The following is an 18662-nucleotide window of genomic DNA, read 5'->3' on the forward strand; positions in this document are numbered from 1 at the left end:
GAACACCGCCTGGCGCCACCTCGTCATCCACAAACCAACGGCATGGTCGAGCGCTTCAATGGCCGTATCAACGAGCTACTTCAGCAAACCCGCTTCGACAGCCAGGCCGAGCTGGAGACGACGCTGAGAAATTACCTCCAGCTGTACAACCATCACATTCCCCAGCGCGCCATCGGTTCAAAAACACCGATTCAGGCGCTCAAACTATGGCAGCAACAGAAACCCGACCTATTTGTAAAACGGGTTTATGAACAGACGGGACTGGACACCTAGGTACATACTCCACCGGTTCGACCCGCTATGGAATAAGCAGCACCAAACTGGACTCCAAGAGAAATATATGGGCGACTATCTGCATCTAAATCACTTCCCGCCCACAGCGCGGATTCGTTCTTGGTCGGTCGCAGTTGACCAGCACGCAGACCAGCGTCGGCATTTTTTTACCGCTGTACCCAACGCCTTAGGATTTTCCGGTGTGTAACTGATCTTGTTGGCGATAGATGGCCGATTTTTCGACCATGCGCACGGCGTGCTTCATTATTTTGGAGGGAATATCGTGCAGATTTCGCGTTCATAGCTCTATTTTTTCAAAGATTACAGCCCTCCCAGATTTTCGGGCCGGTCCACCGCGGGTGGCATCCATTTCTTTGATCGAATTGCCCTGTCAATCATCTCCAGTGTAAGCGGGTAAAAAACATTGCTATCCGGTCCCCATTTCCGTAAAAACGGAAAGATCCAGTAAAACACTCTCTCGGCGCTTGATGTCCCCGGAAATTCAACGGGAAAGTATTGTTCGAATACAAAATGGCCGAGATTTATACCATACTTTTCTTTTAAAAGCCCAATGCACGCTTCAGCAACTTCGCCATATACGCCAAGGTCTTGGTATAAGCGTGTCTCTGGCGCGCATCGCATAATAACTTTCCGAGAAAAGCCACATGCGCTAAGATATTCATCAATTATGTCATTCATAGCCTCCTCAATCGCAAGAAAATGCATCGTAAATTTCGTATCCAGCAAACGCCGCGCCTAGATAAGGAAGTTTTCTTGCCGCGCTTGAAACTACATTTCGCATGCCGATTGAGTACATCCCACTACGCCAGGCAGCGTGATTAATTTTACTGAAGAAGGTTGCTTTCTTGGTCGTAATATTGACCGGGAAGTCGCAGGTTGTAAGTAAATTTATCCCGCCCTTCTAGCATTTCAGTGGGAGGAGAGGCACCAAATGGATCCGTCAGGTCCCAACACTAAAAACATCCGTGATAACGCGCGGCGTGCTCAGATGATCAGTGTATATATAGTATGGTTCATGGATAAGAGGATTGCCTGCCTTTCTCTTACTTAACATGACTGGTAAATTATCAGGTAAATAGTTTCTTGTATAATTTTTCCATCAGCATCATATTCACCAATTAACTGACCAAGCTCATTATAAATAAAGTAGGTTATTTCGCTAGGGGAATTGGTTGCAGAGCCAAACTTAACTACTTTCGACGCGCGTTGGCCCCATCCATTATGACTGTAAATGGTGCTGACAGTTCCAAATTGCCAGGACGCTATTAAGATCATGGTTTGGTATTAATTTATAAATATTTCAAGGCAAAATTTGTTATGCCGGATCGTCGCTCAGACCATCGGTGAGCAAGCGTGCAAAACCATGGTGGAGTACAACGCCATGGGTGCCTCAACTGAAACGCTGCAGCGTGCGCTGCCTTTGCTCCGTGACGCAGCCCAGGGACCAGGCGGTTTTTAATCCCGGAGCGACATCCGGACGTTACAAGGTCAGTAGTGGGGAATGTTCGAGATGTCGTTTGGATGCAGGATGGCCTGCATGTCGGCGTTGATCACCTTGTTTATAGGCTGGCACGTCGGCCTGAGCCACGTCAGGCACACCCCTCTGCCGATGTCCATGTTGAAGGAGGCTGTTGTGAACGCGGTCTTTTGGGCTGGCGTTGCCGGGCTGATGGAGCTACACCGTATAGGGCAGAAGCAGCTGGCGACGGGCATGGGCGGTATGCTCATGCCGTTCGGGATGCAGAAGCTGGCCGCGCAGGCGCTGTCGGAATTCACGGTAACTACGATAGCGGCACTATCGCTGGCGGCGATAGTGCTGGCCTTTGTATTCCGCCGCTACGTTATCAACGGGCGGAGTTAGGCGCTGCGGAAGTTCCGCAGGAAATCGAGGAAGATTTGCGCCGACACCTCGGCATCATCCGCAGTCATGGTCTCCAGCGGATTATGGCTGATCCCACCATTGCCGCAACGCGTGAACAGCATGGCCACATCCGTGATGCGGGCCAGGCACATGGCGTCATGCCCGGCGCCGGAAGGCAGTTGCAGCACCTCGACCCCGGCGCGCTCGGTGGCGGCGGCGAACTGCTGCACCAGCCACGGCGCACAGGGCGCGGCCGGGGCCTGCATCAGCTTCGTCACCTTGAGCTGGATCTGGCGCCGCGCGCAGATGGCTTCCGCTTCATTCAAAATATCGGCCACGGCGGCGTCGCGGGTGGCGTCGTCGGCGGCGCGGATGTCCAGCGAGAGCTTGCAGGCGCCCGGGATCACGTTCACCGAGCCGTCCGGCACCTGCAGCTGGCCGACGGTGCCGACCAGCGTGGCCGCCTGTTTGGCGCGCTGCTCCACGTACAGCACGATTTCAGCCGCGGCGGCGGCAGCGTCCTTGCGCATGTCCATGGGCGTGGTGCCGGCGTGGCTGGCCAGGCCGGTCAGTTCGACCTGGTAGCGGCAGCTGCCCGCGATCGAGGTCACCACGCCCACCGGCAGGCCGCGCTCCAGCAGCACCGGGCCTTGTTCGATGTGAACTTCGACAAAGCCCAGCAAATCATCCTTGTTGCGCGCCACCGAGGGAATGCGGCTGACGTCATGACCGGCCGCCGTCAGCGCCTCGCGCATGGTCACGCCGTCGGAGTCGGTTTTATCCAATAAATCCAGATCGAACTGGCCGATCACGGCGTTACTACCCAGGAAAGTGCTGGCATAGCGCACGCCTTCTTCTTCCGAAAAGCCGATCACCTCCAGGTTGAAGGGCAGCCGTTCGCTCCGTTCGTTGAGGTATTTGACCACGGCGATGGGCAGCAATATGCCTACACGGCCGTCGTATTTGCCACCGTTGCGCACCGTGTCGTAGTGCGAGCCGGTGAGCAAGGTCTTGGCGTGGGGCTGGTCAGATGCGTAGCGGCCGACCACGTTGCCCACCGGGTCTATTTCCACTTCCATGCCGGCTTCCTTCATCCACAGCGCCAGCTGATCGGCGGTCTTGCGGTGCGCGTCCGTCATGTAGGCGCAGGTGAGGTTGGCGGGATCGTCGCTCCAGCCGCCGAGCACCTCGGCCCGGTCCATGACCTGCGGGCCGAATTCAAGCCGGGTCTCCATCAGCGCGTTCAGGCGCATTTCGGCGATGCGGCCGATCTGGCGCAGGCATTCGGCCAGTTCGTCGTCGCGCTGCGAGCGCAGGCGGCGGCTGAAGTGGACGATGATTTCCTGCCGCGTCAGGCCTTTGCCGGTCGGGCCCTTGACTGCCAGGATGAAGGGGAAGCCGAACTTGGCGTTGTAGTCGGCGTTCAGCTGGTGCAGGGTGGCCAGTTCTTCGGGGCTGCAGTGGGTCAGGCCGGCCTGGGCTTGTTCGCCCGTGGATTCGGCGGTCAGCTGGCCCGCCAGCGCTGCCTTGCCGGCCAGCTCGGGGTGGGCGCGCACCAGGCTCAGTTGTTCTTCTTCGGTGGCGGCGCGCACCACCGCCTGCAAGGCCTGCTTCATGGCCGTGACGGTGGCGAAAGGACGCTGCGCGGCGGCGCGTTCCGGTATCCAGGGCGAATGTTCGTACAGGCCGTGCAGCAGCGCTGTGTATTCCTCGGCACTGACGGTGTTGAGCTGGTCCAGGGTGATGGTCATGTAGGTCCTTGCGAGCGTTGCGCGGCGCCTGGGCAGGCGCCGCCGATATGCGTTCGATAATATATTGTCAGGCCGGTATTTGTATATGTCCACCGCCATACCCCGGGTCAGCGCCGGGATATGGCTGGGGAGGGGAGGCGGGGCTTTCGGTTACAATTCGCCCCTTATGCATGTTTTCCTGACCTTGATACTGGGCGCGCTGTCCATGGTGGGCGCCCTGGCGGTGGACGCCTGTCTGCCATCGTTCCCCGCAATCGCCGAGACCTTCCAGGCCAGCCCGCTGGCCGTGCAGCAGGTATTGAGCCTGTTCCTGTTCCCGTTCGCGCTGATGATGCTGTTCTACGGGACGCTGTCGGACGCCGCCGGGCGCCGTCCCGTCGTCTTGTACTCGCTGGCGCTGTACACGGTGGCGTCGGTTGGCTGCGCCGTGGCGCCCACGCTGGGCGTGCTGCTTGCCTGCCGCGTGGCGCAGGGGCTGGCGGCAGGGGCGGGGCCGGTGATCTGCCGCGCCATCGTGCAGGACAGGTTTTCTGGCGCGGTGGCCCAGCGCCTGCTGTCGCACACCATGATGGTGTTCGGCCTGGCCCCTGCGGTCGCGCCCATCATCGGCGGCTGGCTGCAGGTGTCCCTGGGCTGGCGCTCGGTGTTCTACTTCCTGGCCGCCTTCGGCGCGCTGATGTGGGTGGTGGCCTGGCGCTGGCTGCCGGAAAGCCTGCCCGCCGCGCGCCGCCAGCCGCTGCACCTGGGCGTGATCGCCGCCAATTACTGGATGGTGCTGCGGCACCGCCGGTTCCTGCTCATTGCCGTGTCCATCGGGATGGCCTTCAGCGGCTTCGGGCTGTATATCGGTTCGGCGGCCTACTTCGTGATGAATATCCTGCACTTGCCGGAGACGGGGTTCGGCTGGCTGTTCCTGCCACTGATCAGCGCTTCGGTGCTGGGCTCCTGGCTGGCCGGGAAGCTGGCGCACCGCCACAGTCCGCGCACCCTGATCCGCTGGAGCCTGGGGCTGATGCTGGCCGCCGCCGTGCTGAACGTGGCGTACAACCATCTGTTCGTGGCCAGCGTGCCGTGGGCGCTGGTCCCGCTGTTCCTGTATTCGCTCGGACAGGCCGTGTCCATGGCGCCCATGCTGCTGATCGCCATGGAATACTTCCCCGATAACAGCGGCCTGGCGTCCTCGCTGCAGGGCTTTGTGCAGATGGCGCTGTTCTCGCTGGTATCCGGCCTGGCCGCGCCGCTGCTGTTCGACAGCGCCTTCAAGCTCGCGCTGGGCGTGCTGGCCGGCCTGGTGCTGGCCCTGATCTGTTGGATATGGGCCGATTCCGGCCATATTCACGCCCCCGCCGTGGCCGAGTCCAGATAAAATCCCGGCAACCCCGTCAACCTCGTCAACTCCAGGAGATCCCATGCGCCGTACCACCCTAGCCCTGCTGTTCGCGTTGGCCTGCGCGCAGGCTGCCGCCAGCGAATCGGCCAGCGGCAGCTTTACCGCGACCCAGAGTTGCGAGGCTTATAACTCGTTTGCCAAGCATTCCAATCCCGGCGACGTGAAAGTCACCGCCGGCACCAGCTACACGGTCCGCGAGATCAACAAGCCGGATTACGACTGGGTACGCATCGACGTGCCGGGCGCGGAGCCCAGGCTGCGCTGGGTGCAGAAGCAGTGCGGCAAGCCGGAATTGGGCGCCTCCGGCGCCGTGGCGGCGGACGAAAAGGGCAAGTCGTGCAGCGTCGCCAACCAGCAGGACAGCTATGTGCTGGCCGTGACCTGGCAGCCCGGCTTCTGCGAACACGCGCGCTACGACGGCAAGAAGCCCGAGTGCGAGGCCGTCAACAGCGGCAAGCTGCAGGTCAAGACCCTGAGTTTGCACGGCCTGTGGCCGAACAAAAAGGAGTGCGGCATCAGCTATGGCAACTGCAAGGGGCCGGACCTGAACCTGCGTCCCGAAACCGTCGAAAAGCTGGCGCCGTGGATGCCCAACTTCTTCTACGAACGCAGCTTCGGCAACTACGAATGGAAAAAGCATGGCACCTGCCAGGCGCTGCCCCAGGATGACTACTTCCTCAAGGCGGTGGACGCTGTGCGGGTAGTGAACGATTCGGAGGTGGGCAAGCTGGTGCTGTCCCATACCGGCAAGAGCATCAATGTGGACGAGTTCTTCAGCCGGGTGAAGGCGCGCTATGGCGACACCGTGGCCGGCAGCATCACCCTGGTGTGCACCCAGCGCAAATACCTGCAGGAGATACGCGTGTCGCTGCCGCTGAATTTTTCCACCAGCGGCGAATTGACGCAGCTGGTGGCTGGCGGCAGCGGCCAGGCATCGCCGCGCCAGCTGGGCTGCGCTGACGAGATCTACGTCGAAGCGCCCGGACCTCTATAACAACCCGGCATCAACCTACGTTTTTTGGAATTCTCATGGAAATCAAGGTCAATTTTCTCGACAAGCTGCGCCTGGAGGCCAAGTTTGACGACTTCACGGTGATTGCCGACCAGCCCATCCGCTACAAGGGCGACGGCTCGGCGCCCGGTCCGTTCGACTACTTCCTGGCCTCGTCGGCCCTGTGTGCGGCTTATTTCGTAAAGCTGTACTGCTCGACCCGGAATATCCCGACCGAGAATATCCGCCTGTCGCAAAACAATATCGTCGATCCGGAAAACCGCTACCAGCAGATCTTCAAGATCCAGGTCGAGCTGCCGGAGGATATCTCCGAAAAGGACCGCCAGGGCATCCTGCGTTCCATCGACCGCTGCACGGTGAAGAAGGTGGTGCAGGCCGGCCCTGAATTCATCATTGAAGAGGTGGAGAACCTGGACGCCGACGCCCAGGGCCTCTTGACCGTCAAGCCGGATACCGGCGCCAGCACCTACATCCCGGGCAAGGACCTGCCGCTGGAGCAGACCATCGCCAACATGTCGGCGCTGCTGGCGGGCCTGGGCATCAAGATCGAGATCGCCTCCTGGCGCAACATCGTGCCCAACGTGTGGTCGCTGCACATACGGGACGCGCACTCGCCCATGTGCTTCACCAACGGCAAGGGCGCGACCAAGGAAAGCGCGCTGGCGTCGGCACTGGGCGAGTACATCGAGCGTATCAGCAACAACCACTTTTATGCCGGCGCCTACTGGGGCGAGGACATCGCCAATGCGGAATTCGTGCATTATCCGAACGAGCGCTGGTTCAAGCCGGGCCGCAGGGATGCGCTGCCCAAGGAAATCCTGGACAAATACACGCTGGCGATCTATAACCCGGATGGCGAACTACGCGGATCGCACCTGATCGACACCAATTCGGGCAACGTGGAGCGCGGCATCTGCTCGCTGCCTTTCGTGCGCCAGTCCGATGGCGCGACAGTGTACTTCCCGTCCAACCTGATCGAGAACCTGTACGCCAGCAACGGCATGAGCGCCGGGAATACCCTGGCCGAGGCCCAGGTGCAGTGCCTGTCCGAGATCTTCGAGCGCGCCGTCAAGCGCGAGATCCTGGAAGGCGAGATCGCGTTGCCGGACGTGCCGCAGGAAGTGCTGGCCAAGTACCCCGGCATCGTGGCCGGCATCCAGGGGCTGGAGGAGCAGGGCTTCCCGGTGCTGGTCAAGGATGCCTCGCTGGGCGGCCGCTATCCGGTCATGTGCGTGACCCTGATGAACCCGCGCACGGGCGGCGTGTTCGCTTCGTTCGGCGCCCACCCCAGCCTGGAAGTGGCACTGGAACGCAGCCTGACGGAGCTGATGCAGGGCCGCAGCTTCGAAGGCTTGAACGACCTGCCGCGTCCGACCTTCGCCAGCGAAGCCGTGACCGAGCCTTACAACTTCGTCGAACACTTCATCGACTCCAGCGGCGTGGTGTCGTGGCGCTTCTTCAGCGCCAGGGCAGATGTCGAATTCGTGGAATGGGACTTTTCCGGCCATGGCGAGGATTCCAACGCCGAGGAGGCGGCGACCCTGCTGGGCATCCTGGCGGACCTGGGCAAGGAAGTGTATACCGCGGTGTACGACCAGCTGGGCGCCACCGCCTGCCGCATCCTGGTGCCGGGCTATTCGGAAGTCTATCCGGTCGAGGACCTGATCTGGGATAACACCAACAAGTCGCTGCTGTTCCGCGAGGATGTGCTGAACCTGCACCGCCTGGACGACGATGCGCTGGAAGCCCTGCTGGACCGCCTGGAAAACAATGAGCTGGACGAATACGGCGACATCGCCACGCTGATCGGCATCGAATTCGACGAAAATACCGAGTGGGGCCAGCTGACCGTGCTGGAGCTCAAGCTGCTGATCAACCTGGCCCTGGGACAGCTGGAGGATGCGCACGAACTGGTGGGCGCCTTCCTGCAGTACAACGACAACACGGTGGATCGCGGCCTGTTCTACCAGGCGATGAACGCGGTACTGGAAGTGGTGCTGGACGAGGAGATGGAGCTGGACGATTACGTCGCCAACTTCCGCCGCATGTTCGGCGACGCCCGCATGGACGCGGTACTGGGCTCGGTGGACGGCAGCGTGCGCTTCCACGGCCTCACGCCCACCAGCATGAAGCTGGAAGGCCTGGACCGCCACCAGCGCCTGCTGGACAGCTACCGCAAACTGCACGCGGCGCGCGCCAAGGGCGCTGGCCGCTAAGCGGAACTCGCCGTGGCGCTAGCCGCGCCGTCCTGTGGATATGGCGTGACGCGTGTTACGGGCCGGAGCAGGGCAGTGTTTGCTGTGAGCCGCGCAGCAAGGCGGGAATCTCGTCAGCCAGGCCTGGTTGCATTTGCATTTTGGCCAAGCATGACGCCAGGTACGGCCTATCACTGAGCAATTCTATCGCCCTGTTGTACGCGGTATCAATGCTGTGGCCGTAGGCCTGGCGCGCTTTCATCCAAGCGCCCTCCGGCACAACGCCCCAGTGCTTGATCAACATGGCCAGGTCGATCGCGTCGCGGCTGGCGACTGATACGTCGCCTATCCGGTCCGCGTTGGCCAGCAGCTTTTCCGCGTACATGTCTTCGCGCGACAGGGTGGGGATACCGAGAACTGGATCGACAGCGCCGGAGATGCCGATTCGTCCTTCGCTGACTATCTCTAATTTGATGGGCATCCCATCAATCCGGACAAAGGTTCGGATGCCGTAGCGGTCCGCACGCACGTCGCGCGCTAGTTCGACCGGCTTTGCGAGCAGTTCGCCGAGCGAGACATTGGTGATCGTATTGCGCAGGGCTCGATATCCTTCTATCGAGCCACATAAGAAATCAACGTCTGCGGACTCCCGGTATTCGCCCAGGGACAGAACAATGGCCGTTCCACCGCCGAAATAGCATTGCGATCGCCCGAGGAAATCCGCGTTGAGCGATGCTAGCAGGGCGGCAATGCGCTGGTGGTGGAGTCGCTTAAACATGCAAGATGCCATGGCCATATTGACGCGTCAGCCGTGCAAGCAAGGCGCGCTCGTGAGGAAGCATGGCCGGCTCGTCAACGAAACGCCAGTTTCGCTCGTAGAGGTCGAACGCCTCCGCCCCGGTGATCGCATCGTCGGGATGACGGTTCCATGCGATCAGCCGTAGTTGGGGGAAGTCCCTGATGACGAGGGAGTCGTCTGCGGCTTTCATGCATCGATTATGCATCTAAACTCAGGTTTCGCGCCAGTAGCGCGTCATCAGGGGACGCACGCTGAGGCCGTGGACCAGGATGGAGAGGACGATCACGGCCAGCGAGATTTGCGTCAGGTCGCGTGCCAGCGCCGAGGGCAGGCCGTGCTCGATGGCGTACATCAGGTAGTAGATCGAGCCTATGCCGCGCACCCCGAACCAGCCGGTCAGCGCCCGGTTGCGCCAACTGGTGCTGCTGCCTGCCAGACCGATGAAAACCGCCACCGGCCGCGCCACCAAGAACAGGAAGCCGGCCAGGACGAACGCTTTCCAGTCCCATGACTCCAGCAACAGCATTCCGCCCAGCAGCAGCACCAGCGTCAGCTCGGACAGCCGCTCCAGGTGTTCCTTGAAGACCAGGGCCTCGCCGCTGACGATCAGGGGCGGCCGCTGATCGTCGCTGGCGGCTGCCGCCTCCGACTTGGCCGGATCGGGATCGAGCAAACCCTCGCGGTCGCGCGGTGCGCCGGCCAGCATCAGTTCCGTCTGCCGCAGCGCCACCCCGGCGAAGAACACCGCCAGGAAGCCGAAGGCGTCCAGCATCACGGTAAGGCCATACACGACGGCGATCAGGCCCAGGCCGACCAGGTCGTCCAGCACCTCCTTGCGGTGCGGGCCGCCGCGCAGGCGCCAGCCCAAACGCGCCAGCGCCGAGCCGCAGGCCACGCCCATCAGGATGGCCACCGAAGTGGCCCACAGCACGTCCAGCACCACCCAGCGCCAGCCATAGTCGCCCAGGCCATGCAACCCGAGCAGGCCCAGGCCCAGCATCACGAAGGGGAAGGCGCTGCCGTCGTTCATGCCGGCTTCGCAGGTGAGGGTGAAACGCAGCTGGTCGTTGTCCCCGGGCGTGCGGACTTGCACGTCGGTGGCCAGCACCGGGTCGGTGGGGGCCAGTATCCCGCCCAGCAGCACGCCAGCGCCCAGCGGCATGCCGAACACGTAGTAGCAGAAGGCCGCCACCATGCCCACCGTCAGCGCCATCGAGAGCCAGGCCAGCCGTATCGGGGCGCTCCAGCGGCGCAGCGCGAACGGCACCGGCATCTTGACCCCGGCCGAGAACAGCGACACCAGCACCGCAATCTCGGTCAGTACTTCCAGCAGGGCGGACGACTTCATGGGATCGAAGTCCAGTATGTCCAGTACGGTCGGCCCCAGCACCAGGCCAACGCCCAGGTAAACAATGGTGGAGGTGAACGGCGATCGTGCGATGGCGCTGGCGGCCAGGCCGCGCGCCAGCATTAGCAGGCCGATGAGCGTGAACCAGTGGGCGGTCGTCATGGGGCGGGACGGAAGTGGGAAGGGCCGGAAAACGGAAGGGCGGACCCCGTGGCCGGCCCCAGGGTCACGCTCAGGCGCGCGGTTCGCCGTTGCGGTTGACGGTGATGGTACGGCCCGGCGGGCTGCTCATCTGCACGCGGTGCTCGACGCCGCGATAGTTGTAGGTCACGTCCCAGTATTCGGGCTTGCCGTTCTGGACGTTCTCGCAGCGGCGCACGTCGCGGTCGTAAGTGGTGCTGCCGCGATTGTTGTTGGCCACGTTGTTGCCAATGGCCGCGCCGGCGATGGCGCCGCCGGCCGTGGCGACGTCGCGCCCCGTGCCGCCGCCGACCTGATGGCCCAGGATGCCGCCGATCAGGGCGCCGGCTATCACGCCGCCAGCGTTATTGCCGCGCGACGGTTCCGTCACCTGCTGGCGCTCGACCCAGCAGCGCTGTTCCGGCGGGCCCACCACGGCGCGCACCGAGGTCACCGGCACTTCGGTCAGGCGCTCGGACGGGCGGCGGCGGTATTCATAGGTGGGCGCCGGCAGCGGCGGCGGCGCTTCGTTGACATAGCGCTCGCGCAGCTTGACCGGACGCACCGAGGAGATGCGGTCGTTCAGGCCCATGCCGCTCAGCGATTCATAGCTGCCACGGCGCAGCACCGTGCAGTGGCCGCGGAAGTTGGCGTCGTCGCACACTTCCCATTGACCCTTGTCGACCACCACCGAGGAGGAACGGTCGTTGAAACCGTTGCGCGAGAAGTCGCGCACCTGCTGGTTGGCCGTGAAAGCGCGGCCGCGCCAGCCGTCATGTTCATAGAAAGTGATCTGTGCCCAGGCTTGCGAGGCCAGCAGGGCGGCCGCCAGCGCGGCGCCCATCTTGTACTTGTGGTTCATGCGGATCTCCTTATGGTTGTATGCATGGTGTATCCAGAATGCAGCAACCGTTACGGGATCTCTGTACGCTTCCTTACATAATCACGGTTCGACCGAGTGCGTCTTCTTCAGGCAGCGCAGCACGAAGGTGGAGCGGCTGTGCTTGAGGCCAGGCAGCTTGTACAGCTTACGGCGCAGGAATTCCTCGTAACCGGCGGTACCTGCGACGGCTACCTTGATTAGGTAATCGTAGTCTCCGGTGAGCAGGTAGGCTTCCATCACTTCCGGCAGTTCGGCCAGGCCCTGGCCGAATTTTTCGAAGATGTCGTCGTCGTGGCGGTCCAGCGTCACTTCGATGATAACGGTGTCCGGCAAGCCCAGGGCCTGCTGGCTCAGCAGGGCCGTATAGCCCTCGATGACGCCGCTATCTTCCAGCGCGCGCACGCGGTTCCAGCACGGCGTGGTGGACAGGCCTACTTTCTCGGCCAGCTTGGTGTTGCTCAGGCGGCCGTCGCGCCGCAGCTCGCGCATGATGCGGCGGTCGATCTCGTCCAGGTTTTCCATGCTTTTCCCATATGGTGGACAAATTATCCTGATATCATACTGTATATGGGAGAATATTCTCGAATTGACGCAAAATGGGGCAAACTATGGAAGCCTATTTCCGCCTCCGCGTTCTATAGTTCTTCCATGGACAAAACCTTACGCTTCTGCATAGAACCCGACGACTCCATCGGCACCCTGGAAACCGTGCTTGCCATCGTGCGCCGCCTGGAGATCGATTTGCGCGCGCTGCGCACCACCAATCTGCCCTATGGCATGGAAGTGCAGATGCGCCTGCAGGCGCCGGACGAGGACAGGCTGACGCTGTGCCGCATGCGCCTGCATAACGCGGTGGGTGTGGGACAGATACGCGAGATGCCGGCGCTGGCGCCGCCGCAGCCGCAACAGCGGCAAGAGCAGCGCCCGCGCCAGCTGGCCATGGCCTGATCAGCCGTTCATGTAGCCGTACTTGAACAGGAACACGGCGGCGATGATCCAGACGATGGGCTTGACCTGGCGCGCTTGCCCGGTCGCCAGCTTCAGTCCGGCATAGGTGATGAAGCCGAAGGCGATGCCGTGCGCGATGGAATAGGTGAAGGGGATGATCAGCGCGGTGACGGCGGCCGGCACGCTTTCCGTGGTGTCCGACCAGTCGATATCGCCCAGGTCGCGCAGCATCAAGCAGGCCACGAACAGCAGCGCGGGCGCGGTGGCGTAGGCCGGCACCGCGCCGGCCAGCGGCGCGATGAACAGGCTGGCCAGGAACAGGGCGGCGATCACCACTGCCGTCAGGCCCGTGCGCCCGCCGGCTTGCACGCCGGATGCGCTTTCCACATAGGCCGTGGTGCTGGAAGTGCCCAGCATGGAGCCGGCCACGATGGCGCAGCTGTCGGCCATCAGCGCCTTGTTCAGGCGTTCCATCCTGCCCTCCACCAGGAGCCCGGCGCGGCTGGCCACACCCATCAGGGTGCCGGTGGCGTCGAACAGCTCCACCAGGAAGAATACCAGGACCACGTTCAGCAGGCCGACCGAGGCCGCGCCCTTCAAGTCCAGCTGCAGCAGGGTGGGGGACAGCGAGGGCGGCAGCGAGAACACGCCGTGGAAGCTGTTCCCGGCCACGAAAAAGCTCAGCACCGTCACCACCACGATGCCGATCAGGATGGCGCCCTTGACCTGCAGGCGGTCCAGGGCCACGATCAGCATGAATCCGAGGATGGCCAGCAAGGCTTGCGGCTTGTGGATGTCGCCCACTTTGACCAGGGTTTCCGGGCTGGCCACCACGATGCCGGCGCTCTTCAGCGCAATCAGGGCCAGGAACAGGCCCAGGCCTACCGTGATGGCGGTGCGCAGCGAGGGCGGTATACCCTTGACGATTTGCTCGCGCACGCCGAACAGCGTCACCAAGATGAACAAACAGCCGGAAATGCAGACCGCGCCCAGCGCAGATTGCCACGGTATGCCCATGCCCAGCACCACCGCGTAGGCGAAATAGGCGTTCAAGCCCATGCCGGGCGCCATCCCGATCGGGTAATTGGCGTACAGGCCCATGATCAGCGTGCCCAGCGCCGCCGCCAGGCAGGTGGCGGCAAACACGGCGTCCTTGGGCACGCCGGCGTCTCCCAGGATGGCGGGATTGACGAAGATGATGTACGCCATGGTCAGGAAGGTGGTGACACCGGCGACGACTTCGGTGCGCACATTGGTGCCGTGCGCTTGGAGTTTGAAGGTTTGTTCCAGGGATGGCATGCTGGCCCGCGAGGTCTGTTGCTGAGGGGGCGAAGAATAGCACGGTTGGTGGGGGCAGCCGTCTGCGGCGGACTGGTCCGCGTCAACTCCAGCGGGGAAGGGGCGCGCGCCCGGTCTATGCGTCCAGCCCGAAGACCTGCTTGAGGCGGCGCCGGGCCGCCGGCGTGATGCCGAGTGCGCGGCCATCGGGATCGCGCTCTGTCCAGCCTTGCCTCAGTGGCATACACGGCTGACTTTGTGTTAATCTCCTTGCATGAAAAAATATAAGATTTTACTCACAGGAGCGCTGGCGCTGGGCTTGATTTCCGGCGCGCGCGCGGCGCCCGGCGGCGCGGATACGGCGCTGGTCCAGCTGGTGCAGCGCCATGCCGAAGCGCAGCGCGACTACGACCAGGCGGCGTTGCGCGAGATCACAGCGGACAATTACGTCGAAGTGTCGCCTGCAGGCGAGGTCGATGAGCGCGCGAAGATGCTGTCGTTTTACGCGGCGGACAAGAAACGTCCCGCGCCCCAGCTGAAGGTGGACGATACCAGCGTCCGCGTGCTGGGCGACAGCGCGGTGGTGCTGGCCCGCCTCAACTACACAGTGGATGCCGGCGGCCAGCAGCGCAGCTTCGCCATGCGCGCCAGCTACGTCGCGCAGCTACGCGATGGCCAGTGGAAGCTCGTCGGCGCCCAGTATACGGCGATACGCCCGCCGAAATAGCGCCTTGCCTGCCAAGGCTCTGCCTTCTGAGTGCTTTTCAGCAATTATTCGATCCGTTAAGATGGGGCTGTTTGCAGCCAGGAGCCGCCCCATGAGCGAATTTGCCGAAGATATCTACACCGAACCGTCCGCCGACATCCATACCCTGGACAACCTGGGCCCGCTGGCGCCCATGGCCGGGACCTGGCAGGGCAGGCGTGGCCTGGACATCAAGCCCAAGGCCGACGGTCCGCGCAAGCAGGCCTATGTGGAGCGCATCGAGCTGCAGCCCATCGACCCCGTCACCAACGGGCCGCAGCTGTTTTATGGCTTGCGCTACCTGATCATCATCAACAAGCCAGACCAGATGAAAACCTACCACGAGCAGGTCGGCTACTGGCTGTGGGAACCGGCAAGCAAAACCGTGATACAGACCCTGGCCATCCCGCGCGGCCAGATCGCCATGGCCTCGGCCGTGGTGGAACCGGATGCCAGGACCTTCGAGCTGGTGGCGCGCCTGGACTCGGACACCTACGGCATCCGCTCCAATCCCTTCCTGGAGCACGCCTTTAAGACGGTGGAGTACCGCATCAAGGTCACCATCAACGACGACGGCACCTGGGGCTACGAGGAGGACACCGTGATGCTGATCAAGGGACAGTCCGAACCCTTCCACCATGTGGACCGCAATCTGCTGGTCAAGGTGGCCGACGCCCTGCCCAATCCCATGGCGCGCGGCGTGGCTGGCTAGCATATCCGGCATGTGTTAGACGGCGCACCGGCGCACACGCGAGTCGGGGCTAGCATGGTGCCTGGTCCAGCCATGCGAGGAGGTCGCCATGCCCAGAGGAGCCAGTCCCAAGCGCGAGCGCGAGTACAAGGAATTGGAGCACAAATTCAAGGAAGAAGGCCGCTACCAGGGCCGCGAGGAGGAGGTCGCCTCGCGCATCGTCAACAAGCAGCGCGCCGAGACCGGCGAGGCCGAGACCACCCACGGCCATGCCAACCAGCGCAGTACTTCACGCCGCAAGTCCAGCGCCAAAAAAACCTGATCCAGCCAGCACGATAGACGCGTTGCCGCCGGGCCGCTAGAATGCGGCACCCGTATTAACTTTGAGAATTATGCAACAACGCAATCTGCTGCAACGCGGCTGGGCGGCTGCCGCGCTGGCTTGCGGGCTGCTGGCCGCCAGCCTGGCCCAGGCCGGAAGCTGCCCCGCCCATTATGTCGATGGCCGCCTGCCTGAAATCCGCAATTCCAAGCTGAACAACGCGACCACCGAGCTGTGCTATGGGGTGTTCGGCGTCATGCATTCCGGCGTGACGCGTACGCCGCTGTGGTCGGCCGAGCACCTGACCGCCGCGAATGTCGAAGCGGCCGAGGATTTGTCGCGCGAGAATTCCTTCCACGCGGAGACCCGGCTGCCGGCAGCCTATCGCGCCGAGCTGTCCGACTACGCCCGCAGCGGCTACGACCGCGGCCACATGGCGCCCAATGGCGACATGCCGGACCGCCAGAGCCAGCACGAGAGTTTTACACTTGCCAACATGGTGCCCCAGGATGGCGAGAATAACCGCCACGTGTGGGCCGGCATCGAAGCCGTGGTGCGCAAGCTGGCCAGGAAGGAGGGCGACCTGTACGTGATCACCGGGCCGGCCTTCATCGGTTCCAGCCTGCAGAAGGTGGGCAAGGTGCTGGTGCCCACCCATTTGTACAAGCTGGTGTACAGCCCGCGCCAGCGTGCCGGCGCCGCCTTCTTCATCGAGAACAAGGCCGACGCCCAGTATGAGATCCTGAGCATCGCGGCGCTCGAGGCCAAGGTGGGCATCGACCTGCTCCCCACCCTGTCGGCCCAGCAAAAAACCGTGATGCTGAACCTGCCCAAGGCGCGCCAGCGCAAGGCAAAAAATTAAAGGAGCCATGTCATGAGCAAATTCCAGCCTTATGCCAACGAAGCCGATGTACTCAACATCGGCCGGCTTAGCGTGGAAAACCGCCTGGACCGGATTACCCTCAGCGGCGACCTCGACCTGACAGCCGACCAGCAGGGCCTGGTTCGGGCGCGTGAATTGCACGCGCTGCTCGAGGACATCGTGCACGCACTGGAAGGCAAGCAGCTGCCCGACCGGCTGGCTCCGCCTGCCGTACAATCGGTCAGCAACCCGTTCGAATAAGGCTGGCCACACGGGCAGCCTGTTGCATCCAGGCCGCGCCCGCAGGAAATTCCCGTTGCGCAGCATTTGCTTGCCATAGCGCATGTTACCATGCACCAACTGTGCAATTTCCTGCGGTAAGCCATGACCTTAGCAACTGGTAACAATTCCATCGATTCCCTGGTCTTCAGCAGTTGGGCCTCGAAGGCCGGCGCCCCCGTGTCGCTGACGTATAGTTTCATGACCAGGGTGCTGGCTGGCGGCGATGCCGCCGATTCTGTTGGCTTCGCTCCCATGTCAGCGGAACAGAAGGTGGCCGCCCGCGCCGCGCTGGCCAGCTGGTCGGCGATTGCCAACATCACCTTCACCGAGGTGGCCACGGGGGGCAACATCCAGTTTGGCACCAACGACCAGGGCAATGACAGTTCGGGCTATGCCTATCTTCCGGACGGCCGCACGCCGACAGGCTTATACCTGAACAACAAGGATGCCACCAACAGCATCCACACCACCGGAAGCTATGGCAATACTGTCCTGATACACGAAATCGGCCACACGCTGGGGCTCAAGCATCCGGGCGACTACAACGCGGCCGGGGACGCCGTCGACGGGCCCTTCCTGCCTGCCGCCACCGACAACATGGATTATTCCGTGATGTCCTATAACAATGGCCAGGGCACCAGCCAGCTGCGCCTGTACGACACCACCCCCATGATGTACGACATCCAGGCCATCCAATACCTGTATGGCGCCAACATGGCTTACCACACCGGCAACGATACCTATGCCTATAGCGCCGCCACGGCGCCGCTGTGCATCTGGGACGCGGGCGGCTCGGACACCCTGGATTTCTCAGCGTGCACCGCAGCCACTATCATCAACCTGAACGCGGGCACGTTCAGCTCGACGGCGCCCGGCTATAACAATGTCTCGATTGCCTTCAATGTCAGTATCGAAAAGGCCATCGCCGGCGCGGGCGGCTCTACCATCTACGGCAATAACGTCGGCAATGTAATCACGGGCGGGGCCGGCGCCGACCTGATCTACCAGGGGGCGGGCAACGATACCATCAACGGCGGGGGCGGCAACGACACCGTGGTGCTGGCCAAGGGGTTTGCCAGCTATACCTGGAACAAGTCCGGTTCCACCCTGGTCCTCAGCGGGGATGGTGTGGATGTGCTGAGCAACGTGGAGACGCTGCAGTTCAGCGACCGCAGCATTGCCGTATCGGCCCTGGGCAGCGTGATCACCGCCGCCCCCGCCGGCGGCACGCTGGAGGCAGGCACGGGCAGCGACCTGATCGTCGGCGGCGCTGGTTTCGATATCGTCAACTATGGCGGCGTGCGGGCCGGCTTCCAGGTGGCCGCCAGCGGCGCCGGCTATACGGTGACCGATACCTTGGGCGCGGGCGGCACGGATTACCTGAGCGGCGTGGAGCGCCTGCATTTTTCCGACGGCAGCGAAGTAGCCTTCGACACGGGCAGCGGCCAGATCGCAGGAGAAGCCTATCGCCTGTACCAGGCCGCCTTCAACCGGACCCCGGACTCGGGCGGCCTGGGTTATTGGATAGCCATGATGGACAAGGGAGTCAGCCTGCACGATGTGTCGGCCAGCTTCCTGGCCAGCAAGGAATTCGCGGACACCTATGGCAGCAACCTGAGCAACGCCCAGTTGGTGCTGCAGCTGTACACCAACGTGCTGCACCGGACGCCCGACCAGGGCGGCTACGACTGGTGGGTGCAAAGGCTGAACGATGGCGGCCAGCGCGCAGACGTGCTGGCGGCCATGTCAGAATCAGCCGAGAATGTGGCCAACGTGGTAGGCCAGATATCCAACGGCATCAATTACCTGCACTATGTTTGA

General features: G+C 62.6%; 20 protein-coding genes. 12 read left to right on the forward strand and 8 right to left on the reverse strand.

Annotated elements, in window-relative coordinates; translation table 11 throughout:
* The coding region (locus tag ACLB1G_RS00005; RefSeq protein ID WP_491625113.1) for an integrase core domain-containing protein at positions 1-273 on the forward strand (273 nt) is incomplete at its 5' end.
* A 321-nt stretch (positions 274-594) separates the two neighbouring features.
* Here ACLB1G_RS00005 and ACLB1G_RS00010 read toward each other — a convergent pair.
* On the reverse strand, positions 595-1020 hold the full coding sequence (locus ACLB1G_RS00010; protein WP_491625114.1) for a DUF1493 family protein: 426 nt from the start codon (positions 1018-1020) through the stop codon (positions 595-597).
* 811 nt (positions 1021-1831) lie between these two features.
* On the opposite strand from ACLB1G_RS00010, the gene ACLB1G_RS00015 reads away from it, so the two are divergent.
* Positions 1832-2155, forward strand: a complete 324-nt coding sequence (locus ACLB1G_RS00015; protein WP_491625115.1) for a hypothetical protein — start codon at positions 1832-1834, stop codon at positions 2153-2155.
* Here ACLB1G_RS00015 and ACLB1G_RS00020 read toward each other — a convergent pair.
* Positions 2152-3906 (reverse strand): allantoate amidohydrolase, encoded by a 1755-nt coding sequence (locus ACLB1G_RS00020; RefSeq protein ID WP_491625116.1) that lies wholly within the window; start codon positions 3904-3906, stop codon positions 2152-2154. The genes ACLB1G_RS00015 and ACLB1G_RS00020 overlap by 4 nt on opposite strands.
* Before the next feature lie 166 nt (positions 3907-4072).
* Between ACLB1G_RS00020 and ACLB1G_RS00025 the strand changes: the two genes are divergently transcribed.
* From ACLB1G_RS00025 to ACLB1G_RS00035, 3 genes are read left to right on the forward strand one after another with little or no spacing between them, the layout of a single operon-like run.
* On the forward strand, positions 4073-5272 hold the full coding sequence (locus tag ACLB1G_RS00025; RefSeq protein ID WP_491625117.1) for a multidrug effflux MFS transporter: 1200 nt from the start codon (positions 4073-4075) through the stop codon (positions 5270-5272).
* Between the two features lie 43 nt (positions 5273-5315).
* Positions 5316-6290: a ribonuclease T2 family protein gene (locus tag ACLB1G_RS00030; RefSeq protein ID WP_491625118.1), complete on the forward strand. Its 975-nt coding sequence runs from the start codon at positions 5316-5318 to the stop codon at positions 6288-6290.
* Between the two features lie 35 nt (positions 6291-6325).
* Complete coding sequence (locus ACLB1G_RS00035) at positions 6326-8524, forward strand: OsmC domain/YcaO domain-containing protein (protein ID WP_491625119.1); 2199 nt, start codon at positions 6326-6328, stop codon at positions 8522-8524.
* 55 nt (positions 8525-8579) lie between these two features.
* Here the strand turns inward: ACLB1G_RS00035 and ACLB1G_RS00040 are convergent, their stop codons facing one another.
* The 5 genes from ACLB1G_RS00040 to ACLB1G_RS00060 all read right to left on the reverse strand — a co-directional run bounded on the left by ACLB1G_RS00040 (position 8580) and on the right by ACLB1G_RS00060 (position 12235).
* The gene (locus ACLB1G_RS00040) at positions 8580-9281 is read right to left on the reverse strand and encodes a nucleotidyl transferase AbiEii/AbiGii toxin family protein (RefSeq protein ID WP_491625120.1); all 702 of its coding nucleotides are present in this window, start codon (positions 9279-9281) and stop codon (positions 8580-8582) included.
* A complete protein-coding gene (locus ACLB1G_RS00045; RefSeq protein WP_491625121.1) occupies positions 9274-9492 on the reverse strand; it encodes a hypothetical protein in 219 nt (72 codons plus the stop codon). The genes ACLB1G_RS00040 and ACLB1G_RS00045 overlap by 8 nt, the downstream gene beginning before the upstream one ends.
* A 21-nt stretch (positions 9493-9513) precedes the next feature.
* Positions 9514-10812, reverse strand: a complete 1299-nt coding sequence (locus ACLB1G_RS00050) for a cation:proton antiporter (protein WP_491625122.1) — start codon at positions 10810-10812, stop codon at positions 9514-9516.
* A 70-nt stretch (positions 10813-10882) separates the two neighbouring features.
* Positions 10883-11692 (reverse strand): beta/gamma crystallin-related protein, encoded by an 810-nt coding sequence (locus ACLB1G_RS00055; RefSeq protein ID WP_491625123.1) that lies wholly within the window; start codon positions 11690-11692, stop codon positions 10883-10885.
* Positions 11693-11773: 81 nt separating this feature from the next.
* Entirely contained in the window at positions 11774-12235 is a 462-nt protein-coding gene (locus ACLB1G_RS00060; protein ID WP_491625124.1) for an Lrp/AsnC family transcriptional regulator, read from the reverse strand.
* Positions 12236-12361: 126 nt separating this feature from the next.
* Between ACLB1G_RS00060 and ACLB1G_RS00065 the strand changes: the two genes are divergently transcribed.
* A complete protein-coding gene (locus ACLB1G_RS00065) occupies positions 12362-12661 on the forward strand; it encodes a hypothetical protein (RefSeq protein ID WP_491625125.1) in 300 nt (99 codons plus the stop codon).
* Here the strand turns inward: ACLB1G_RS00065 and ACLB1G_RS00070 are convergent, their stop codons facing one another.
* Positions 12662-13960: an NCS2 family permease gene (locus tag ACLB1G_RS00070; RefSeq protein WP_491625126.1), complete on the reverse strand. Its 1299-nt coding sequence runs from the start codon at positions 13958-13960 to the stop codon at positions 12662-12664.
* A gap of 253 nt (positions 13961-14213) precedes the next feature.
* Here ACLB1G_RS00070 and ACLB1G_RS00075 point away from each other — a divergent pair, with 253 nt between their 5' ends.
* The 6 genes from ACLB1G_RS00075 to ACLB1G_RS00100 all read left to right on the forward strand — a co-directional run bounded on the left by ACLB1G_RS00075 (position 14214) and on the right by ACLB1G_RS00100 (position 18662).
* Positions 14214-14666, forward strand: coding sequence for a nuclear transport factor 2 family protein (locus tag ACLB1G_RS00075; RefSeq protein ID WP_491625127.1), 453 nt, complete (start codon positions 14214-14216; stop codon positions 14664-14666).
* A 91-nt stretch (positions 14667-14757) separates the two neighbouring features.
* On the forward strand, positions 14758-15396 hold the full coding sequence (locus tag ACLB1G_RS00080) for an FABP family protein (RefSeq protein WP_491625128.1): 639 nt from the start codon (positions 14758-14760) through the stop codon (positions 15394-15396).
* Positions 15397-15484: 88 nt separating this feature from the next.
* Positions 15485-15697 (forward strand): hypothetical protein, encoded by a 213-nt coding sequence (locus ACLB1G_RS00085; RefSeq protein ID WP_491625129.1) that lies wholly within the window; start codon positions 15485-15487, stop codon positions 15695-15697.
* Positions 15698-15767: 70 nt separating this feature from the next.
* A complete protein-coding gene (locus ACLB1G_RS00090; protein ID WP_491625130.1) occupies positions 15768-16559 on the forward strand; it encodes a DNA/RNA non-specific endonuclease in 792 nt (263 codons plus the stop codon).
* A 12-nt stretch (positions 16560-16571) separates the two neighbouring features.
* The gene (locus ACLB1G_RS00095; RefSeq protein WP_491625131.1) at positions 16572-16820 is read left to right on the forward strand and encodes a hypothetical protein; all 249 of its coding nucleotides are present in this window, start codon (positions 16572-16574) and stop codon (positions 16818-16820) included.
* A gap of 123 nt (positions 16821-16943) precedes the next feature.
* The gene (locus ACLB1G_RS00100; protein WP_491625132.1) at positions 16944-18662 is read left to right on the forward strand and encodes a DUF4214 domain-containing protein; all 1719 of its coding nucleotides are present in this window, start codon (positions 16944-16946) and stop codon (positions 18660-18662) included.

The sequence above is a fragment of the Duganella kummerowiae genome (assembly GCF_053572355.1).